General features: G+C 56.4%; 13 protein-coding genes. 4 read left to right on the top strand and 9 right to left on the bottom strand.

The features are described from left to right. Positions 1-197: 197 nt before the first annotated feature. The 3 genes from ELR57_RS20300 to gltB form a co-directional block, all read right to left on the bottom strand. Complete coding sequence (locus tag ELR57_RS20300; RefSeq protein ID WP_126960921.1) at positions 198-1160, bottom strand: nucleotidyltransferase family protein; 963 nt, start codon at positions 1158-1160, stop codon at positions 198-200. Positions 1161-1176: 16 nt separating this feature from the next. Next, positions 1177-2388, bottom strand: a complete 1212-nt coding sequence (locus ELR57_RS20295) for an acyltransferase family protein (RefSeq protein ID WP_126960920.1) — start codon at positions 2386-2388, stop codon at positions 1177-1179. A 209-nt stretch (positions 2389-2597) separates the two neighbouring features. Further along, complete coding sequence (gltB, locus tag ELR57_RS20290) at positions 2598-7202, bottom strand: glutamate synthase large subunit (protein WP_126960919.1); 4605 nt, start codon at positions 7200-7202, stop codon at positions 2598-2600. Positions 7203-7647: 445 nt separating this feature from the next. Here gltB and ELR57_RS20285 point away from each other — a divergent pair, with 445 nt between their 5' ends. Then, positions 7648-8985 (top strand): stalk domain-containing protein, encoded by a 1338-nt coding sequence (locus ELR57_RS20285; RefSeq protein WP_158630094.1) that lies wholly within the window; start codon positions 7648-7650, stop codon positions 8983-8985. 110 nt (positions 8986-9095) lie between these two features. On the opposite strand, the gene ELR57_RS20280 is transcribed toward ELR57_RS20285, so the two are convergent. The 3 genes from ELR57_RS20280 to ELR57_RS20270 form a co-directional block, all read right to left on the bottom strand. Beyond that, positions 9096-12452 carry an Ig-like domain-containing protein gene (locus tag ELR57_RS20280; RefSeq protein WP_158630093.1) on the bottom strand — a complete coding sequence of 1119 codons (3357 nt, stop codon included), beginning with the start codon at positions 12450-12452 and terminating at the stop codon, positions 9096-9098. Positions 12453-12649: 197 nt separating this feature from the next. Then, complete coding sequence (locus tag ELR57_RS20275) at positions 12650-14773, bottom strand: YhgE/Pip domain-containing protein (RefSeq protein ID WP_158630092.1); 2124 nt, start codon at positions 14771-14773, stop codon at positions 12650-12652. A 73-nt stretch (positions 14774-14846) separates the two neighbouring features. After that, positions 14847-15443 (bottom strand): TetR/AcrR family transcriptional regulator, encoded by a 597-nt coding sequence (locus ELR57_RS20270; protein ID WP_238162629.1) that lies wholly within the window; start codon positions 15441-15443, stop codon positions 14847-14849. 207 nt (positions 15444-15650) lie between these two features. Between ELR57_RS20270 and ELR57_RS20265 the strand changes: the two genes are divergently transcribed. Then, positions 15651-16037 carry a PilZ domain-containing protein gene (locus ELR57_RS20265; protein ID WP_158630091.1) on the top strand — a complete coding sequence of 129 codons (387 nt, stop codon included), beginning with the start codon at positions 15651-15653 and terminating at the stop codon, positions 16035-16037. 99 nt (positions 16038-16136) lie between these two features. Here the strand turns inward: ELR57_RS20265 and ELR57_RS20260 are convergent, their stop codons facing one another. After that, complete coding sequence (locus tag ELR57_RS20260; RefSeq protein WP_126960914.1) at positions 16137-17024, bottom strand: LysR family transcriptional regulator; 888 nt, start codon at positions 17022-17024, stop codon at positions 16137-16139. A gap of 120 nt (positions 17025-17144) precedes the next feature. Here ELR57_RS20260 and ELR57_RS20255 point away from each other — a divergent pair, with 120 nt between their 5' ends. Continuing rightward, positions 17145-18536 carry an MFS transporter gene (locus ELR57_RS20255; protein WP_126960913.1) on the top strand — a complete coding sequence of 464 codons (1392 nt, stop codon included), beginning with the start codon at positions 17145-17147 and terminating at the stop codon, positions 18534-18536. 54 nt (positions 18537-18590) lie between these two features. Here the strand turns inward: ELR57_RS20255 and ELR57_RS20250 are convergent, their stop codons facing one another. Next, a complete protein-coding gene (locus ELR57_RS20250) occupies positions 18591-19841 on the bottom strand; it encodes an RluA family pseudouridine synthase (RefSeq protein WP_238162628.1) in 1251 nt (416 codons plus the stop codon). A gap of 283 nt (positions 19842-20124) precedes the next feature. Between ELR57_RS20250 and ELR57_RS20245 the strand changes: the two genes are divergently transcribed. Further along, on the top strand, positions 20125-20421 hold the full coding sequence (locus ELR57_RS20245) for a hypothetical protein (RefSeq protein ID WP_126960912.1): 297 nt from the start codon (positions 20125-20127) through the stop codon (positions 20419-20421). A 55-nt stretch (positions 20422-20476) separates the two neighbouring features. Here the strand turns inward: ELR57_RS20245 and ELR57_RS20240 are convergent, their stop codons facing one another. Beyond that, complete coding sequence (locus ELR57_RS20240; RefSeq protein WP_126960911.1) at positions 20477-21142, bottom strand: tetratricopeptide repeat protein; 666 nt, start codon at positions 21140-21142, stop codon at positions 20477-20479. Positions 21143-21165 lie beyond the last annotated feature (23 nt).

The following is a 21165-nucleotide window of genomic DNA, read 5'->3' as shown; positions in this document are numbered from 1 at the left end:
AATATAGGCTGAAAAGAATAGTCATTCGCCAAAATTAGATACGAATTGTATCATTTTCATTTTCATAATAAGATACAGTATGTAACTTGTCAATGCCTATTTTTGAAACTTTCGTCCTATAATCGCCATAAATAGAGATCTGTCTGAATAAAGCGTTTACCTGGAAGGAATAGATTGTTAATGGACATATTGGGGAATCAATAAGGCTTGGAGATAGATTGCAGGACGTATTTCCACGAATCGAATATTAAATGTTTAAAATGCAGCTTATACCGGTAATAAGGGACTCCTTTCCTCCCAAGAATCGCACTGCGAATCGTATCGTATCTCCAGCCCGAGTCGATATATGTCATATCAAGCGGCTTCCACTCCTGAAGATGCGGAAATTGGCTATAAACAATCGTCAGAACCGTCCGGATTCTCCGCGAAGTCAAATCCCGTTTAGCTTGCCTGAATAGAGCCTCAAAGTCGATCTCCGCCCCGCTTCGGTACAGCATCTGAACAATGTCCAGTATGAACCTCATGTTATCCATGTGGTGTCTAGCTCCGTGCAAGCAGATAAAGTAGAATGCCTGCTGCGTGGACATTTGCCGGATATAATGGTATTCCTGAAATCGCTCCGATTCCTCCCAGAACGGAGCTGGGTCCAGCCTTGACCAGTATTGCTTATCAAAAGTCATGTGCAATTCGACCGTAAGATCCCCTTTATGCAGACGCGCGTGGTGATCCTTGATAACCTCGAACTCGAACCCCTCCTCCTCTAAGCAGCGGATAGCCCGCTTAAGCTCGGGTTCGGGAACATAAATATCAATATCGGACGTATATCTCGCTCCGTAGTGACCGAAATAACGGGAGGCGAACTGAATACCTTTGAGCGGCATACTATGAATACGATTGCGTTCGAAGGCACGAAAGATAGCTTCCTCTTGAACCTTCATATAGAGATTGAATTGTAACGTACTGGTGAACCCGCTCACGAGGTGCTGCCAGAACGCTATAGGGAGATGCTTATACGCTTCCCCCTCCTCCTTAAGGAGCATGTACACCTGAGCCGATATGCCGAATAAGTCGATCTCTGCCTGAATGCCAATGAAATCATCTTCGTTCATGTTTAATTCTGGTTGTGGTTTATAAAGTTCTTGAAGGAAGGAAATTAACATTGAATAACCTCGCTTATCATTTTGATCTGCTAAAGGAAGAATAGGTTTCTTTCCGTGAAGACGGAATGCGAAGGAACAGACGCTCGATTAGTCGTCTGGCCTTCGTTGTCTGCTTCTCTGTCAGTTGGGCTAGCATCCATGCATAAACGCTTATGACGATAAACAAGAAGGCTCCGTACGCTAGAGTTTGGGTGTCCGGCTGCCACTTCCTAGGCTCGCGGTCGTAAGTCAAAGCATGCAGGAACACGAGAACTGGAAAATGGGCAAGATACAAGGAATAGGAATAGCCGGCGAGGAGGGAAGAGGTTCTCCGGAGCCAAGGAGAAACGTGTGGCTTCCGGTAATAGGCTAGCTTAATGCCATATAAAAAGCCGGAGAAAGCGAGGGCGAGCAGGAGATCCTGTAAGTAATCATTAAGCGGAAGCGGGAAAAACCGGGCTCCTCCTAAGGCGGCAATGGCGAGTAATGGCCATAGTAGGGCAAAGACAACCCCTTTTCTTGTCAGAGATGACGGAAGCAAATGAAGCACGAATCCTAGCAGCCAGACGAGGTAATATAGCAATATATGTTCTCCTAACATGAATGCTAAGGCTATCACGACTAGCGTGTACAGAATCTTAAGGCTATTTGCTTTGGAACTGATGGAGAGAACCATGCAGGGGAACAGAATATAGTACCAGAATTCAAAGGATAAGCTCCATAAAGGACCGTTCGAGCCGAAGTGATTTACAAATACCCCTTGCAGAAAAAATAAATTACCTATGAATTCCTTTGATGTCAGCAAACTTGCGCTTGAGTAATTCAGGATAAACTGATCCTCAGGCAAACCATCATATATGCCCGTTGCCCCGAAAGCGGAATTCCCCGCATAGTCCCACAGAAGGCCGAGAAGCAGAGCGGGAACGAGCACGACGTATAAACGCGTTAAACGATGAAGCAGGTAGGTTCTCCAACTCCAGCTCCCCTTCTCAACTGCCTTCATTACATTGGCCGAGATCAACATGCCGCTTAAGACGAAGAAGACCATTACCGCCTGATGCCCTAAGCTCGATATCGCATAGACAATCTTTAAATACCAGGAAGGATTATCGATCTCCGAGTAGCTGACAAAATACAAGCCTTTAATATGAGACAACACGACGATAGCAGCAGCAGTCCAGCGGATGAGATCAAGCACGATAGAGAGCTTTCCCTCGATCACCCACCTTTTCGGAATCTGTTTTCTCATCTAGTAGCCTCCAAACATTATGATACATTTTGTATCATCTTTTTTTGTCATTGTAGCTCTGTTGTTTGCGATTGTCAATTCTTAAAAAAAACAGCAAATTCCAATATACCCCCCTCTTTCTTATCGATTCCTGACTCCCAGCATTGTTGACAACACAAAAAAACGGCGTTCGGGATAGTCTCCCGAACGCCGTTCGCGTATTTTACGATTTAGTTCCCGCCGGCTCTCGCCAGCTCGCGCATGTTCGCTTCGAAGGCGGCCAGCATGGCTTTCTCGCCACTCAGGCCTTGTTCCTGAACCTTGGCAATCTGCTCAAGCATGCGCTTGTAGTCCTTCGGAATAACCTTGATGAAGCGAGGCAGGAACTCCTCCCACTCATCCAGCACCTGTCTGCCGAGCTGGCTGCCCGTATGGCCGACGTGCTTCTCGATCATTCCGCGTACAAGTGCAATCTCTTGCTCATCCTCCAGCGTCTCCAGCCCGACCATCTCGAAGTTGCAGCGCTTGTGGAAGTCGCGTTCCCAATCGATGACGTACGCGACGCCGCCCGACATGCCCGCCGCGAAGTTGCGTCCGGTCTTGCCGAGGATGACGACGTGACCGCCCGTCATGTATTCGCAGCCATGGTCGCCGACGCCTTCGACGACGATGTTCGCGCCGCTGTTGCGCACCGCGAACCGTTCGCCCGCGACGCCGTTGACGTAAGCTTCTCCGCTCGTCGCTCCGTAGAACGCGGTGTTGCCCGCAACGATGTTCTCTTCGGCTTTGAACGTTGCCTTCTTCGAAGGATGAACGATGATCTTGCCCCCGGACAATCCCTTGCCGACGTAGTCGTTCGCGTCGCCTTCCAGCGTCAGCGTCATCCCGTTCGGGATGAAGGCGCCGAAGCTAAGGCCGGACGTTCCGACGAAGCTGAAGTTGATCGTATCCTGCGGCAAGCCTTCCTTGCCGTAACGCTTCGTGACCTCGTGGCCGACGATCGTGCCGACGACGCGGTTCGTGTTCTTGATCTTGAACGTTCCTTCGACGCGAGCCTTGTTCTCGAGGGCAGGAGCGGCTGCCGCGAGCAGCTCTTGAATGTCGAGGGACTCGTCGAGAAGGTGGTTCTGCGTCTTGCGGTTCGTGCGGAACGAGCCTTCCGGAAGCTCCGGCATATAGAGCAGATCGGTCAGATCGACGCCTTGCGCCTTGAAGTGGCCGATCGCCTTCTTCATGTCCAGGCGGTCCGTGCGTCCGACCATCTCTTCGATGGTACGGAAGCCAAGCTGAGCCATGATCTCGCGAAGCTCTTGCGCCAGGAAGCGCATGTAGTTGACGACGTATTCCGGGTCGCCCATGAACTTCTTGCGCAGCTCAGGGTTCTGCGTAGCGACGCCGACCGGGCAAGTATCCAGCTGGCAGACGCGCATCATGATACAGCCGAGCACGACAAGCGGAGCCGTCGAGAAGCCGTATTCTTCCGCGCCGAGGAAGGCGGCGATCGCGATATCGCGTCCGGTCATCATCTTGCCGTCGGTCTCGACGACAACGCGGTCGCGCAGGTTGTTCAGGATAAGCGTCTGGTGCGTCTCGGCGAGGCCGAGCTCCCACGGCAAGCCCGCATGGCGGATCGAGCCGATCGGAGATGCGCCGGTTCCGCCGTCGTAGCCGCTGACGAGGATAACGTCCGCGCGCGCCTTCGCGACGCCTGCCGCGATCGTGCCGACGCCCACCTCGGAGACGAGCTTAACGTTGATGCGCGCATGGCGGTTCGCGTTCTTCAGGTCGTGAATCAGCTCGGCCAGATCCTCGATCGAATAAATATCGTGGTGAGGAGGCGGCGAGATGAGGCCGACGCCCGGCGTCGTGCCGCGAACTTCGGCGACCCAAGGATACACCTTGCGGCCCATCAGCTGTCCGCCTTCGCCCGGCTTCGCGCCTTGCGCCATCTTGATCTGGATCTCTTCCGCGTTCGCCAGGTAGTGGCTCGTGACGCCGAATCGGCCGGAAGCGACTTGCTTGATCGCGCTGCGGCGGGAATCGCCGTTGGCGTCCGGAACGAAGCGCGCCGGGTCTTCTCCGCCCTCGCCGGAGTTCGACTTGCCGCCGATGCGGTTCATCGCGATTGCCAGCGATTCGTGGGCTTCCTTGCTGATCGAACCGAACGACATCGCGCCGCTCTTGAAGCGCTTGAAGATCGATTCGACCGGCTCGACCTCTTCGATCGGCACCGGAGGCTGATCGAGCTTGAAGTCGAACAGGGAACGCAGCGTGCGAATCTCTTCGTATTCGCCTTGAACGAGCGCCGAATACTTCTTGTAAAGATCGTAATCGTTCTTGCGGGTCGCCATCTGAAGCGTATGAATCGTCTTCGGATTGAACAGATGGTCTTCCCCGTCCTTGCGCCATTGGTAATCGCCGCCGGAATCCAGCTCGCGCTCGGCGCCTTCTTGGATGGAGAATGCGCGATAGTGAGCCTTAAGCGTCTCGTCCGCGATCACGTCGAGGCCGATGCCGCCGATTCTCGAAGGCGTCCAGGTGAAGTACTGGTCGATGACGTCCGTCTTCAGGCCGATCGCTTCGAAGATCTGCGCGCCGCGATACGATTGGATCGTCGAGATCCCCATCTTCGACAGTACCTTGACGACGCCCTTGTTGGCGGCCTTCAGGTAGTTCTTGACGGCCTTCTCGTGAGAGACGTTGTTCAGCAGGCCTTGGCGAATCAGATCGTCGAGCGTCTCGAACGCCAGGTACGGGTTCACCGCGCTGACTCCGTAGCCGAGCAGCAGGGCGAAGTGATGCACTTCGCGCGGTTCGCCGGATTCCAGCAGAAGGCTGACCTTCGTCCGGGTGCCTTGGCGGATCAGGTGGTGATGCAGCGCCGAGACGGCAAGCAGCGAAGGAATAGCCGCATTCTCTTCGTCGACGCCGCGGTCCGACAGGATCAGGATGTTATGTCCCTTCGAGATAACGCGGTCCGCCGCCTCGCAGAGGGTCTGAATCGCTTCGCGGAGCCCATTCTCGCCATCCTTGGCGACGAAGAAGATCGGCAGCGTGATCGACTTGAAGCCCGGACGATGCACGTGGCGCAGCTTCGCGAAGTCTTCGTTGGAGACGATCGGCGATGCCAGGCGGATGTGGCGGCAGCTCTCCGGCTCCGGATTCAGCAGGTTGCGCTCCGGACCGATCGACGTATAGGTCGAGGTGACGATCTCCTCGCGGATCGCGTCGATCGGCGGGTTCGTTACTTGCGCGAACAGCTGCTTGAAGTAGTTGAACAAGCGCTGCGGACGCTCGGAGAGCACCGCGAGCGGAGCGTCGTAGCCCATCGATGCAAGCGGCTCGGCGCCGCTCTTGCCCATCGGCTCGATGATCTTGCGAACGTCTTCGAACGAGTAGCCGAACGCTTGCTGGCGCTGCTGGATCGTATCGTGATCCAGAACCGGCAGCTCGGAAGCTTCCGGAAGCTCTTCCAGATCGATCAGATGATCGTTCAGCCATTCGCGGTACGGATGCTCGGAAACGATCGCTTTCTTCAGCTCTTCGTCGGAGACGATGCGGCCTTGCTTGGTATCGACGAGAAGCATGCGGCCCGGGCGCAGGCGATCCTTCAGCACGATGTCCTCCGGAGGAAGCTCGATGACGCCCGCCTCGGAAGCCATGATGATCAGATCGTCCTTCGTCACGTAGTAACGCGCCGGACGCAAGCCGTTGCGGTCCAGGATCGCGCCGATCTGAACGCCGTCGGTGAAGCCCATAGCGGCGGGACCGTCCCAAGGCTCCATCAACGTGCTGTGGTATTCGTAGAACGCCTTCTTGTCGTCGTCCATCTCGGTGTCGTTCTGCCAAGGCTCAGGAACCATCATCATGGCGACTTGAGCGAGCGGACGGCCGGCCAGATACAGGAATTCGAACGTGTTGTCGAACTTGCCGGTGTCGGAGAGGTCATGGTTGATGATCGGCTTTACCTTCTCCAGGTCCGCGCCGAACAGTTCGGTTTCGAACAGCGTCTGGCGGGCATGCATCCAGTTCTCGTTGCCGCGCAGCGTGTTGATCTCGCCGTTGTGAATCATATAGTGGAACGGATGCGCGCGCTCCCAGCTCGGGAACGTGTTGGTCGAGAAGCGCGAGTGAACGAGCGCCATCGCCGTTACGACGCGCGGATCGTGCAGCTCCAGGTAGAACTGGCCGACCTGCTCGGTCGTGAGCATCCCTTTGTAAATGATCTTCTTGCTCGACAAGCTGGTGAAGTAGAACGACTCTCCGCCTTCGATGCCGGAATAGCGGATCGCCTTCTCCGCTCTCTTGCGGATGACGTAGAGCTTGCGCTCGTATGCCAGGTCGTCTTGCAGCCCTTCCGAGCGAGAGATGAAAGCTTGGCGAACGAACGGCTTCACGCGCTTCGCGGAGATGCCGAGCATGTCGTCGCGAGTCGGCACGGTGCGCCAGCCGATCAGCGAAAGTCCTTCTTCCTCCACGATGGAGGCGAACATCTCTTCATGCTTCGCGCGCTGAGCTTCATTCTGCGTGAAGAAGACCAGGCCGACCGCATACTTCCCGGCTTCCGGAAGGGTGAACCCTAGCTTCGAGGTTTCTTCCGCGAGAAAGTCATGCGGAATCTGCAGCAGGATGCCGGCTCCGTCCCCGGAGTTCGGTTCGCTTCCCTGACCTCCGCGGTGCTCCATATTAATAAGAAGCGACAGCGCCTGTTCGACGATCTCATGGGACTTGTTCCCTTTGATATGGGCGACGAAGCCCATGCCGCAGGCGTCTTTCTCGTATTGCGGATCATAGAGTCCCTGCTTTGGAGGCAACCCGTTCACGAATTGGTTCATCTAAACGCAACCTTTCTGTAAGGAAGTGTGGAGGGAACTTCTAGAAGCGAGAGTGTAACTGGTCGTCGACATTTCAAGCCTGCATGTAACCAAAAACGAATGCATGAAACGGAGTGGCACTCCGGGGGCTTGTAGACGGAAGAAAGGATCTTGATTCAACCTCCAGCGCTTGTGGCGATAGGCGGCTCCTCAATAATCGCTTGTGGCGATGATAACCCGTGTCAATTATAATAAACATAACGGCTTAGCGGGCGCAGATACGCGGCGTATTCGTTGTCGTCCGCGTTCGATTTCGCCGTACAACCCGTTATTTCTTATAATTATTCATTTTGTAGTTATATTATTTTAACATCACCCTGTCAAGAATGGCAATTTAATATTTTTATGCAGCCGATAAGCGGTATTGTTCATGAACTTTCGACAAACGATTGGGAGGAATCATTCTTTGAAAAAGCTGAAAGCCCTATCCGTTACTGCGCTCGCGGGCGCAATCGCCATCTCTTCCTTCGCCGTTGGAGCTGCCGGGATCCCTGCCGCAAATGCGGCTGGAACCGTACAATCCACAACTACCCAGACTCAAACGTCCGTCTCTTCACCCTATCGAATCGTCGTTCTAGGCGACTCCGTCAGCGTCGGCTACGAGCCCGGCGTAAAGGACTGGTCAGACATCTATGGATACGGGGATCGCCTCTACGAGCAGGCGCTGCTTCATGGACCGGCCGAGCTCAGCAACTATGCGGTCGTCGGACTGACTTCCGAGGGACTGACGAATCTGCTGCAAGGCGCCAAGGATAAGAAGAAGCTAACGCACAGCCAAATCCAGGATTTCACCAAATTCCCGGACGATCGAATCATCGGCCTCGCGGACGAGATCGGGGCCAAGACCGTCGCTCTGAACAGCGCGCTCGCCGATTCGAATCTGGTAGCCATGACGATTGGCGGCAACGACTTCCTCGATTACATACGCAGCCTTCTTGACCTCGACCCCAAGGACGCCGCTGTTAAATTGAATGCAGAAATTGACGGCAAACTGAATAATTATACAGACCAGGTTAAAAAAGCGATCCAGCTCATCCATGAATTGGCACCTCAAGCGACGATCAAGCTGACCGATCAATACCTGCCGATGCCCGTTCAGTATGACGCCGCGCTCTATGACCAATTCATCAAGGTGACGGACAACTTGGCGGATCGATTGGACCAACTGGCGAAGGAGCTTGACGACGAGGGCATCGCCGTCGATGTCGTACCTATCCGCTCTTTGTTTGCCGGCAAGGAGATGTCGCTGACCCATATTTTCTACGATAAGGACGTTCATCCGAATCAACAGGGGTATGCGGCCATTGCCGAGCAATTCTCGGACGCCATCTGGCAATCGTACACCCGCATTCCTGCCAAGGATAAGCTGAAGAACGGACAACCGGTTGCGCCGGCCATCTATATCAATGGCCAAGCGCTGACAACGCCAAATCAGCCGATGCTTCGCAGCAGCACGACGTTCCTCGCTCTGACCGACGTGGCCGACGCAACCGGCGCGCAAGTCAAATGGGACAACAAGACGAAGACCGCTACATTCGTCAAGGGAGCCAATACCGTCTCCATCACGCTGGGCTCGAAGACGATGAAGGTCAACGGCGCCGCCAAAGCGTTGGCGGTTCCCGCCTATGCCCAGCAAGTCGGGAGCGTCAGCAAGACGTATGTTCCGCTGGCCGCCATCGCGACGGGGCTGCAATATCAAGTGGTCTATCGCTCTCATCTGAATACCGCTTTTATTAATTCGTAATATCGCCTGTTACCGGCGGAAATATCCGATCCTCCCAGAATGAACCAAGGGCTGCTTCGCAGGTCATCCGACCTTCGAAGCAGCCCTTGGTTTTTGCGGTATTGCCTTCTTTATTTGACCGTAACGTACACTTTTACTTTCTTGCCAGCATACGAGACGGTCAGCGTGGCTTTGCCTTTGCCGTTCGCCTTGATCAAGCCGTCCTTGGCGGTAGCGACCGCTGCTTTGGAGGTTGTCCAGAGAGCCTGCTTGCTGACGTTCTGTTCCGACTGGTCGGCATAAGTCGCCGTAGCCGTCAGCTGGAAGGTCGCTCCTTGGGCGATCGTGACGTTCACGTAGTCCGTCTCAAGGTATTTAAGCGTATCGACATCGATGGCTACCTTCGCCGTCTTGCCTGCATACTTGACGCTAATCGAAGTCTTGCCGTAGCCGACGGCCGTAACCTTGCCCTTCTTCACGGTTGCGATCTTCACGTTGCTCGACTTCCATTCCGTGGTGTCCAGATCCGTGATATCCTTCGTGCTTCCGTTGCTGAACACCGCGACGGCCTTCAGCTCCGAGCTATCTCCGGACTTCAGCGACAGGCTTGCTTCCGAGATCTCGATGCGGGTTACCTGATCGACGTCAACCGAGATCGTCACCGATTGTCCGCCATAGGTTGCCGTGATCGTCGCTTTGCCCTTCGCATAGGCGGTTACGAGGCCTTTCTTGACGTCGGCGACGGAAGGCTTGCTCGACTTCCAGGTTGCTTCGTTCGTGTAATCTTTCGAGGTGCTGCTATCGTCAATTGCCGCCGTCAGCCTGATCTGCTGCGCGTCGCCGACCGAGAGGCTGAGCACGCGGGTATCGACTTCGACGACGTCCATCAATCCGACTTTGACCGTATAGGTAACGGAGAGATCGGCGTATTCCGCCTTCACCGTCGCGGAGCCTTCCGCCACCCCGGTGATCACGCCGTTATCGACGGTCGCGATCTTCGTATTGGACGAGGTCCACTTCGCATCCTTGCGGACGTCCTTCGGCCCCGTCGAGAGAACAGCCGTCAAATCTACCGTTACTTCTTTGTCGACGTCTACCCGAATCGTCTTCGAGGCGGTCGTCAGCTTCGAAGGGATATCGACATACACCGTAACCTTCGCCGTCTTCCCGCCGTAGGATCCGCTAATAACTGCCTTGCCCATCTTGTAAGTGGAGATCACGCCGTTCGTTACCGTGGCTACATCTTCGTTGCTGGACGACCAGGTCGCCAGGTCCGTTACGTCGCCGACCGTTCCGTCCGCGAAGGTCGCCTTCAGGGTGAGCGGCCTATCGACGTCGCCGGCGCTCATCGCCAGCTCTTCGTCGCCGCTGATCTCCAGGTACTTCGCGGTAGCGACATCGACCGAGATCTTGACCGACTTGCCGTTGTAAGTTCCGGTTACCGTAGCCGTCCCCGTGGACAGCGCGGTGATAACGCCGCCGGAAACGGATACGACGGACGAATTGCTCGTCGTCCAATCCGCCGTGCCCGTCACGTCGGATTCCCCGCCGACCGCAAGAACGGCTTTAAGCGTTACCGGGAACGTATCGCCGACATTCTTCAAGAACACGTTCGTGCTGTTTGCCTTCAGGATAGAAGTCGCGTCGACATCGACCGTTACCTTGGCGGTCTTGGAACCGTAGGTTGCCGTCAAAGTAGCCGTTCCGGCCTTGTATCCGGTAATGACGCCGTTCTGAATGTCGGCAACGTCCTCATTGCTGGAGGTCCAAGTCGCAAGGTTCGTGATCGGCTTCTGGTCTCCGTTCGCGTAGGTCGCGGTCAGCGTAACCGTATCGGTACCCTTCAGCAGGACGGACACTTGCGTCTTGTCCAGCTCGATGCGCTTGGCGGTAGAGACGTAGACCGTCACCGATACGCTCTTGCCGTTATAAGTCGCCGTGATCGTAGCGTTGCCTGCCGCAACCGCCGTAATGACGCCTGCGTCAACCGTGGCAACCGCAGAATCGCTTGTCGTCCACGTCGCCGAACCGGTAATGATCTTCTCCGGCGCGTTATCCCCGTAAACGGCTTTCGCATCCGCGGCGAAGGTTTCCTTCGGCTCTAGGTAGACTTCGCTCTTGGAAGTCGACAGGCTGCTCGGAACGTCGACGTAGACCGTCACGTCGGCCGTCTTGCCGCCGTAGGAGACGGTGATGACGGCGGTGCCCGACTTCGTTGCCGTTACCTTGCCTTTGGTGGCGAATGCCGCGTTCTCGTTGCTCGAAGCGTACGACGCCGAAGCTTCGACGTTATCCATCGTTCCGTCCGCGTAAGTCGCTTTGACCGTCAGGTTGGAGGTGGCGCCAGCCGACAGGGAAAGCTTCGAAGGCGTTACGTCCAGGTACTTGGCGACATCGACGTCGACCGCAATCGCGATCGACTTGTCGTTGTAGGTTGCCGTTATCACGGCGGAGCCGGATTTATTGGCGGTTACCAAGCCTTCGTCAACGGAGACGATCGAGGAATCGCTCGAGCTCCAGGCCGCGCTGCCCGTGACATCCGAGCTGCCGCCCGCCGCCAGCGTTGCCGTCAGCTTCAACTGCTTCGTTCCCTTGACGCTCAGGTACAAGCTGTCGTCGTCAACCGTCAGGATGGAGGTCTTGTCGACGTCCACCGTAATGTTCGCGCTCTTCGTGCCGTAGGTTGCCGTCAGGACGGCCGTGCCGGCGCCGTAAGCTCGGATCGTACCATTCACCACCGCAGCGATGTCTTCGTCGCTGGACGACCATACTGCCTTGGAGGTAACGTCGGAAGTCGTTCCATCGGCGTAAGTCGCCGTCAGCGTAATCTCCGGAGCGGTTCCGTCGAGCAGCATGGACACTTTGCTCTGGCTGGCTTCCAGGCGGCTGATAACCTCGACCTTCGTGCCGACGGTCACCGTCTTGCCGCCGTAAACGGCGGTAATCGTCGCCGTTCCGGCGCCGATCGCCGTGACTTTGCCGTTCACGACGGTCGCGACGTTATCGTTCGTCGACGTCCAGTCGGCTTCCGCGGTCACGTCGGCCGTCGTATTGTCGCTGTAGGTCGCCGTCAGCTTGATCGTGGCGGTCGCGTCCTTGCGCAGATCGAGGCTCTGCGTATCCTTCGTCAGCGCCTTGACCTTCTTCGTGACCTTCACTTGAGCGGTCTGCGTCACTCCGTCGAAGGTGGCGGACACCGTAGCGGTGCCGACCGCCTTCGCCGTAATCGTGCCGTTATATATGGAGGCGACTGCCGTATCCGAGCTGCTCCAAGTGGAATAAACCGTCAGGTTTGCCGTCGAGTTGTCGCTGTAGAGTCCCGTCGCGGTTAGCGAGTAGGAATCCCCAACCGACAGGGTCATCTCGTTGTTGGAAAGGATAATCTTGGACAAAGTGGCGGTAGATGCGCCATAGGCCGACGCAGAGAACACTACGCTCAGCACCACGGCCAACATCAGCGATATCCATTGGTTCGATCTTCTCTTCAACTTCATTGAATCCTCCTGGTATCGTCCTGTATTTAGACCTCTACCTCTTCTTAACGGCAAAATAGCCCGGAAAATGAAGGAAAACCGCGAAATATGAACAGAATTAGGACCAATGTCACACAAATGTTCATTTAACGCCAGCAACCCCCATAAGGCCCAATGCCTCATGGGGGTTGCCGCTTGTTCCATATAGCCGATCAGGCATGCGCGGGGGCGTCGATGGAATCCGCCCGATACGACTCCGCTTTGCCGCTTCGCCACTTGAAGAGAAGCAGCACAAGAACGACGAAGACCGCCGCGTAAACGGCCAGCAGCAGGAGCTGCTCTCCGATCGCCGATGCATTCCCTCCGGCCAACGCGAGGCGCAGAGCCTTGATCGCGTGGGTCATCGGCATCCAGTCGCTGATCTTCTGCAGCCAGTGCGGCAGCAGAACGCCCGGATACGTACCTTCGCTGGACGCGAGCTGAAGCGTCAGCAGAACGACGGCGATAAACCGGCCGACCGTATCCGCCAGCGTGACGAAGAACTGCACGATCGCCATAAAGGTCAGTCCGATCACCGCGCTTATCGCGTAGAAGAGCGGCACGTTCGGCACGTCGAGCCCGACGCCGAGGATCAGGACCGTATCGACCAGCGCCGCTTGGAGCAGGACGACAGGCGCGAATAGCAGGAGCTTGGAGAGATACCATCTCCAGCCGCTTCTGACCCGCCCGGCCGCGTCCCGCAACGGGAGGATGACGGTGGACATGAGAACGCCCACGTACAAGCCGAGAGACAGGAAGTACGGCGCCATTCCCGTTCCGTAGTTCGGGATGCCGGCCAGCTTGTTCTCGGAGAGCGATACCGGACTTGCGAACATCTCCGCCTGGTTCTCGTTCCCGTCGATCGAGGACGCTTCCTTCGATGCGTCGCCGAGCTTGCCGGACAATTCCGCCGAACCGTTCTCCAGCTTGGAGATTCCGGCCTCGAGCTCTTTGGAGCCCTCCGCCAGAGAGAACGAGCCGTCGCTTACCGTGATCAGGCCGCTGCCCGCTTGATGAAGTCCGTTCCTAAGCGATTCCGTACCGGAGAGCACCTGCTTCAAGCCTCCGGACAGCTCCGAAGCTCCGGAAGCGGCCTCCGATAGCTTCTCGTTGAACTTAGCAAGCCCCGAATCCAGCGTTCCGATACCCGACTGCAGCTTGCCCGCGCCTTCCGCTAAGCTCTGTTGGCCGGCATTCAACTGGGCCGCGCCGGAAGCCACGCCGCTCACGCCTTGCTTGAGCTGATCGGCTCCCGCGGAGACCGCTTCCGCCGCCGCGATCAGCTTCTGCAGCCCTTCGTCGTTCGCCAGCTCGCTATGCGCCGCCGCGTATTGCTTCAGCCCCGCCGCCAGCTCGCTCGCGCCGCCGGCCAGCGTCTCGCTGCCCTGCTTCGCGCCGCTCGCTCCGTCGGCCAGCGCCTTGCCGCTCTCCGCCAGCTGCTTCGCTCCCGACGCGACGCTGTCGGCACCCGTCGCCGCTTGGGCGGCTCCCGCCGCCAGCTGGCCGCCGCCCGCTTGCAGCTGCGCCAGGCCTTGCGAGAGCGAGGCGCTTCCGTTGTCCGCTTTCTTCACTCCGCTTAGCAGTTGATCCGAGCCGTTCGCCAGCTTCGCGACTCCGGTCTTCAGATCGGTCGCTCCGCCGGTCAGCTTGGCGAGGTTGTCGCGAAGCCGCTGCGCGCCTTCCTCGGCGGACTTCGCGCCGTCGGCCAATTGGGCCGCGCCGTCCGCCGCATCTCCGAAGCCGCTCGCCGCGTCGCCGATGGAGGCGAACACCGTCTCGGCATAGGCTTTGGTGACCTCGCGGGACACTTGCTCCTTGAGGCTCTCCGCCGCCTTCGAGCCGATCGTCGAGGTCAGGTAATTGTAGCCGTCATCGACATAATAGCTGAGCTCGGCCGGCTGGGGCGACTCATTCTTAAGCGTCGTCGCCTTCTCCGAGAAATCCTCCGGAATCACGAAGACGAGCGAGTACTTATGATCCTTCAGCCCGTCCATCGCCTTCTCCCGGTCCGCCGTCTTCCAATCGAAATCGTCGTTGTCCCGAAGCTCTCGAACCAGATCCTCCCCGATCTGCAGCTTCTTGCCGTCCATGACGGCTCCCTTGTCTTCGTTGACGACGGCGACCGGCATGTCGCCAAGGCGTCCGTAAGGATCCCAGAACGATCCGATCAGCATGCCGCTGTAAAGCAGCGGGATTACGGCAAGGCCCGCGATGGACAACATAGCCATCTTGCTGCTCTTAAGCCGCTTGAATTCTCCTCTTACGACCCCGATCTCCTGGTCTTTTTTCCTTGCCATCTCCAACATCCTCTCCCCGTAAAACTAAATGACCAATTCAATCATTTGGTCAATCCGGAACAAAAAAGAAGGTTCAGCGAGTAGCCAACCCTTCATAGCAATAGAACCGGAAGCTCTTTAAGATCTCTTCTTTGCTCAGCGGTTCGTGCAGATGATGCCCCTGCGCGGTGAGCGCCAAGTACATCTTAAGCATCATGTAGGCGGTCAGCTCCGGATTGCAGGGCCTGATCTCTCCCTTGTCCGATGCTTCCTTCACATGGCGGGCAATATAGGCGATGATCGCCTTCTCCACTTTCTCGAGCCCTTCCTTCGCCATCGGAGTTCCGATATCTCGAACCTCCTGCGAGAGCTTCACCGCCAGCGCATGACGATCCCGGTAATCGGACACCTTATGAAGAACGTTCATCAGATTGTCCGCGAAGGGCAGATTCTCGTCCAGAATTCCGTCCGCGACGACCTTCAGCTCCTGAATGAGGCCGGTCATGATCTCCTCGAAGAGCTCTTCTTTATTCGCGTAAAAGGTGTAGATCGTCCCTTTGCCTACTTTGGCGAGCTTAGCGACCTGATCCATCGTCGTGCCCTTGTAGCCGAACGTCTCGAAAGAACGGGCGGCGGCTTCCACGATCAGCTTGCGGCGGTCCGTCTGCTTTCTCTCCGCGATCTCTTCCAACTCCCCTCTTCAGAAACTGACCAAAATAACAATCCGGTCATTTCGTTCTCGAACAATAAAATAACACAACGGAGTTTACTTCGCAAGCGGGAGAGCGGCAAAAGCCGTTTCTATTTTCAAGATTGTTTTCAGTAATTGTTCAGAAACCGAATCTATAATACTCCTTACATGCTTGGGAATACGAAAGGATCTGGAGGTTCCGGCCCAATGACCATCTCTAGAAGAAACGAACCGTTCCGTTACGATTTTATCCCCGCCGTCCCTTGCCTCATCCAACTCTGCGAGATCGACAGCAGCAAGCTGGAGAGCAAGCAGGGGCAAGCCGAGCTTCTCGATCTTAGCCCGAAGGGCTGCAAGCTGGATACCCCGCTGAACTTCAGAACCAACCAGCATTCCTGCAAGCTGATCCTCTCCTTCGAACTGACGCAGCCGATGACCGTTCGCGGCTCTATCCTATGGCAGGAGCAGAAAGCTCACTCCTTGCATTACGGCATTCAATTCGAAGAGGAAGAGGAGCTTCAGCAGATCATTACGGACGAGCTCAAGAAATACGCCAAGAAGCAGCGCGAGGAAATGTTCTTCCAGGAGCATTGATCGTTGCAAAAATACGGGGCCGTCCCGGAAGTCTTGATGACGGAGAGGCCGGCCTTTTTGGCGTTCCAACCGCGGGTTGACACCCACGTTGCCATACGTTTATATGGACTCTTTCGCTAACGTTGCGAAGTAACTCAGAACGACCTCGCGGAAATCCAATGCCGCCTGCGAAAGGTAACGATTCTTGTTCCGGGACAAAGCGATTTCGCGCGACAGGTCATGACTTTCCACCTTCAGATAGTTAATCTTCTCCCCGGGCATCCTTGCCGAGCTTGGAAGGAAGGCGATGCCAATCTCAGCTTCCACGAGGCTTTTCAGCCGCGTAGGCTCATCCCCCTCATACACGTAATAAAATTCGAATCCAGCCGAACGGCACAGGGAATCCAATCGATCCCGAGTGCCATAGCCTTTCTTCATGCCGACAAAGCTTTCCCCTCTCAGATCCGCCAGGGATACGCTGCTTCGTTCCGCTAAGCGATGTCCAGTCGGAACCGCTACGACAATGGGATCAATGAAGACAACCTGGCTTTCAATATCCTCTCCCGCGATAGGCGGCGAAGATAAGCAAAAGTCGACTTCGCCTCGGTTCATGCGCGCGGACATCTCCTCGGTGGTCAACATTTGCACATGGAACTGGATATTCGGACGCTTCTTGCGAAATTCCCGGAGAATTTGCGGCAGCATGCTGGCGGCGGATACCGCTAGCTCTAACGTGCCGCTCTCCGCGCCGGATAGATCGCTAAGCTCCTCCCTCCCTTGCTCCAATTCGAACAAAGCCCTCTCCGCCCTGCGAAGAAAGCGGCTTCCGAACTCATTCAGCCGAAGCTTCCTCCCGTATCTATCGAAGAGAGGAACTCCCAAATCTTCTTCCAGGCGTTGAATCGTTTTGCTGAGCGACGATTGCGTGACGTGCAAACTCCTTGCGGCTTCGGTGACATGCTCCAATCGGGCCACCGCCACAAAATAGCGCAACTGCAGAAGCTCCATTTTCCGCCCTCCTCCACGTCCTCATTCCTTTAAAGCCATAATAACATGACTTAAAATGCGTTGGAGCGAATGAACGTCTTTGATTATGATAAAAAGCAATTACGATGATGGAGGTTAGGGATGAAAACTCGCGACAGATGGCTGATGATCTCCGTTGGTTTAGGAATACTATTAAACCCGCTGAACTCCTCGATGATTGCCGTGGCTATCTCCAAATTACAAGAAGTCTATCGGGTTGATTTCACTTCCGTTTCCTGGGTTGTTTTTTCTTTTTACATCGCGAGCGCGATAGCACAGCCCGTTATGGGGAGGGTAAGCGATCTATTAGGCCGGAGGAAAATATTTCTGGCCGGTCTTGCCGTCTCTTTGGCAGCTGCTTTGCTGGCTCCCTTTTCTCCGAGTTTGGGATGGCTTATCGTATTCCGTATCGTGCAAGCGATCGGAACAAGCATGCTCATTGCGGTCGGGACGGCGATTATCCGCATCTATATAACGGAAAAGCAAGCGTCCGCGCTTGCAGGCTTATCCATCCTCTTATCCGGCGCGGCGGCTATAGGACCTTTTGCGGGAGGAGCCTTGATTGAGTGGTGGGATTGGCCCGCTATCTTTATCGTCAATATTCCGTTCGTGGCGGCAAGCTTCCTGCTTGCATGGAAGATGATCCCTATGGATGGTCCGTCTGCTTCGGTTGCGCGCCGCCTGTCCTTGAGAGGATGGCTGGGAGCTATGGACATTGCGGGGATTCTGCTCTTCGCGGCGGGGCTGGTCGCTCTGCTCGTCGGCGTGCTGTCGGCGAAAGCTTCCGGTCATCTCTCCGCATGGGATATGACGGTCGGGTTGTTTGGACTCGCGGCGATAGGAATCTTCGCCCGGCACGAGTTACGCTCGCCGTCGCCCTTTATTCCGTTGCGCACTTTCGGCGATCACCCCGAGCTGACCCGGGTCAACGTTCAATACTTGCTTGTGAATCTCCTTTATTACGCGCTCTTCTTCGGGGTCCCGTCCTATCTGCAAATGGTGCGCCATCTCAGCGAGTTCCATACGGGGATTCTTATGCTCGCTTTGGGGCTCAGTTCAATCGCCGCTTCGCCGATTGCCGGCAAATGGGTCGACCGATCGGGACCAAGACCCGCCTTGATCGTATCCGCCTTGCTGATGACAGCGGGTTCGGTATGGATCGTAACATGGACTCCGTCTTCGCCGATCGTCAGCATAGGCTTGGCGTTGGTTGCGTTCGGGTTTAGCAACGGGCTGAATACCGTCGGAATGCAAGCGGCATTGTTCGCAAGCTCTCCGAGAGAAATGGCGGGGGTAGCATCCGGTCTGTTTAATACGTCGAGATACTTCGGCACCATGATGTCTTCCTTATTGACCGGCATCATTATGGGAGGGGAGTTCGACTTTGCGGGATTTCGAATTCTCGGGATCGTTCTCGCCGCCATTGCATTGCTCTTGCTTGCGATGAACCTTCGGTATTCCAAGCAACCCGAAGCGATAAGCGAAAGCCGGTGAGTGCGATAAGAATAAGGCCGTCCTATAGGACGGCCTCTTACCTATATTTATATCCTATCCCCGCAGCTTCTCAAGAGCCTCCGCGAAGTCGTCCGGAAGAGGAGCCCTCGCCGACAGCGGCTCGTTCGTCCAAGGATGATGCCAGATCAGCTTCTCCCCGTGGAGCGCCTGCCTGGCGATCAGCCCCCTTTTGCCTCCGTACATGCCGTCGCCGGCGAGCGGGTGCCCGATGGCGGACAGGTGAACGCGAATCTGGTGCGTTCGGCCGGTCTCCAGGCGGAGGCGGACAAGCGTATGGTCGGCGAACCGCTCGACGACCTCGTAATGCGTCACCGCCGGATCCCCGGTCTCGCTGACTCTCCGCTTCGTCGAGTGGTGGCGGTCCTGTCCGATCGGCTTGTTGATCGTTCCTCTGTCCTTCTCCAGAACGCCTTCGGCCAGCGCAAGATAGATTCTCTCGATCTTCTTCTCCCGCATCGCCTTGTCGTACTGATAGTGGGCGAATTCGTTCTTCGCATAAAGAACGGGGCCTGTCGTTTCCTTATCGATGCGGTGGATGTGGCGGATACGGACCTGCTGGTTCGTCATCTCGTAATAAGAGGCGACCCCGTGCGCCAGCGTGCGCCGCTGCCCGTGCTCGCTCGGATGAACCTCGATGCCCGACGGCTTGTTAACCACGAGCGTGAAGTCGTCCTCGTACAGCACGTTCAGTTCCATCCAATCCGCGGGAAAATCGATGGCCTCCGAAGGGAATAGCTGCAAACGCAGAATCGAGCCCTGGAGGATGACTCCTTTGGATTGCGCCAGCTTGTTCGCCAACTTCGGCGCCAGCGGCGTCTGCTGCATGACCTTCTGGACAGGCGCGCCGACGAGCGTCTCCGGCAGGCGGACGTCGAGCCATTCTCCCTTGCGGCGCCCGAGCTTTAGCGGCTCCGCGTAAGAGCGCACCAGGTCGCGGTCGCTCATGCCTTGCGTGCTCGTGCCTCTGGCCGCCGGCTCGCCTCTTCGCTGGCCGCCGGCCGCATTCGCCCCGTGCGGCCGGGACGATGCGCGTTCCGTTCTTCCCGTCGCGAAGCCTCCCGAACGCGGCGAGCCCTTGGCGCTCGGACGTCCGAACGAGCCCGGTCTTCTGTCCTCGCCGCGGCGTCCTTCCCCGCGTCCGTCTCCGCGCCGTCTGTCATCGTTCCGTTGGCCGCCGCGCTGCGCGCCGCCGTTCCCCCGCGAGCCGCCTTGCGCGCCTCCGCCTCCGCTTCTGCTTCCGCGCGCTCCGCCGTGATCCTGCCGATTCCGTCCGGCTCCTCTCATGTCGATCCACTCCGTTCTCCATCTTCGCCCCACAATATAAGGGATCGGGCCGACGATGTCAAATCTCTGCGGCAATCCCTCGATATCGACAGCCGAACGGGGTTGTTGTCAGCTGCGTGAAATGTCGGATAAGCCCTTACATATTACGGTTTCTTTACAAATGGGGTTTTCGAGGAAAGCTTACATTTTCCCCTAAATTAACACCGTTTCCACTTTAAGAATAACATGGTAATTTGATGACAGAGGGAAATTCCTTCTATATAAAATGACAGGAGGATGGACGATGGACACGAACGAAGAAGTAGTCGTCGAAGAAGTTTTGGAAGCGGATGCACAATCCGAGTCCGAGTCGGAAGAAGCATCCATTGAGCAAGAAGAAGCCGCTCAAGCGGTAGAAGAGGCAGCTGACGAACCCGTTGCCGAAGCGCAAGCGGAAGAAGCGGAAGCTGAGGCCCAAGAGAGCTTGGAAGAGAGCTCCGAGGAAGCCGCTCTTGAAGACCAAGCGGAAGAACCAGCAGCCGAAGCGTCGGACGAGCAAGCCGAAGAGTCCGATTCGGAAGTCGAAGCTGCCCTGGACTAATTCTTCTTATCATACCGAAGGGAGCCTGCGGCGGCTCCCTTTTTCCATGTTCGAATCAACGCTTGAGGAGGCTCTTCAGCATCCACTTGCGCTCTTTTCTCTTCATATACTTCGGCAGCGAGCGATAGATCGTCCGGCACTCGCCGTAAGCGCTCTTCGCTTCCTCCTTGCGGTCCATCTTCTCATAGACGAGCCCCAGCCGATAATAGGCCTCGCACGAGGAGGAATGAATGGACTTGAACTCCTCGAGATATTCCAGCGCCTTCTGCGGCTCGCTCTGGGCGAATGCTTCCCCCAAGCGCAGATAGGGAATGCCGTACTTGACGCGAGGGCTGATCTCCAGCGCCCGCTTAAGCGCCCGTTCCCCTTCCGGCAGTCGTCCCAGCCCCAGCTCGCTGAGCCCAAGGTCGCTCCAATATTCCGCCGAGTGCTCCATCCGCGATTCGATTCCGGTCAGCACCTCTCTGGCTTCCTTGTATTTTCTCCCTTCGAGGTAAAGCCTCGCCAGTTCCGACTTCGCCGACACGTCATGCGGATTGAGCTGGATCTGCCTTCTCTGCTTGTTGATGGAGCTCCTTCTCTTAAAAGGCCGGAACAAGCTCGGAGTCAGGCCGATAAACCGTCTCTCCAGGAAATAGAGGATGATAACGAGAACGAGGAACGCCAGGAACGGGTTGCCTAACAGCCACCAGAGCAATCCGAATAGGAAAAATAGCTTCAACTCTCCTCCCCCTTCAACGAGCA

The sequence above is a fragment of the Cohnella sp. AR92 genome (genome assembly GCF_003990975.1).
Taxonomy (GTDB): domain Bacteria; phylum Bacillota; class Bacilli; order Paenibacillales; family Paenibacillaceae; genus Cohnella.
This window is presented reverse-complemented; position numbering and strand designations above follow the sequence as displayed.

Bases quoted from the DNA above. Each gene is read 5' to 3' on its own strand.
- ELR57_RS20260 (WP_126960914.1), bottom strand. From the start codon at position 17,024: ATGGAGCTTCTGCAGTTGCGCTATTTTGTGGCGGTGGCCCGATTGGAG.
- ELR57_RS20275 (WP_158630092.1), bottom strand. From the start codon at position 14,773: ATGGCAAGGAAAAAAGACCAGGAGATCGGGGTCGTAAGAGGAGAATTC.
- ELR57_RS20295 (WP_126960920.1), bottom strand. From the start codon at position 2,388: ATGAGAAAACAGATTCCGAAAAGGTGGGTGATCGAGGGAAAGCTCTCT.
- ELR57_RS20255 (WP_126960913.1), top strand. From the start codon at position 17,145: ATGAAAACTCGCGACAGATGGCTGATGATCTCCGTTGGTTTAGGAATA.
- gltB (WP_126960919.1), bottom strand. From the start codon at position 7,202: ATGAACCAATTCGTGAACGGGTTGCCTCCAAAGCAGGGACTCTATGAT.
- ELR57_RS20265 (WP_158630091.1), top strand. From the start codon at position 15,651: ATGACCATCTCTAGAAGAAACGAACCGTTCCGTTACGATTTTATCCCC.
- ELR57_RS20245 (WP_126960912.1), top strand. From the start codon at position 20,125: ATGGACACGAACGAAGAAGTAGTCGTCGAAGAAGTTTTGGAAGCGGAT.
- ELR57_RS20300 (WP_126960921.1), bottom strand. From the start codon at position 1,160: ATGTTAATTTCCTTCCTTCAAGAACTTTATAAACCACAACCAGAATTA.
- ELR57_RS20250 (WP_238162628.1), bottom strand. From the start codon at position 19,841: ATGAGAGGAGCCGGACGGAATCGGCAGGATCACGGCGGAGCGCGCGGA.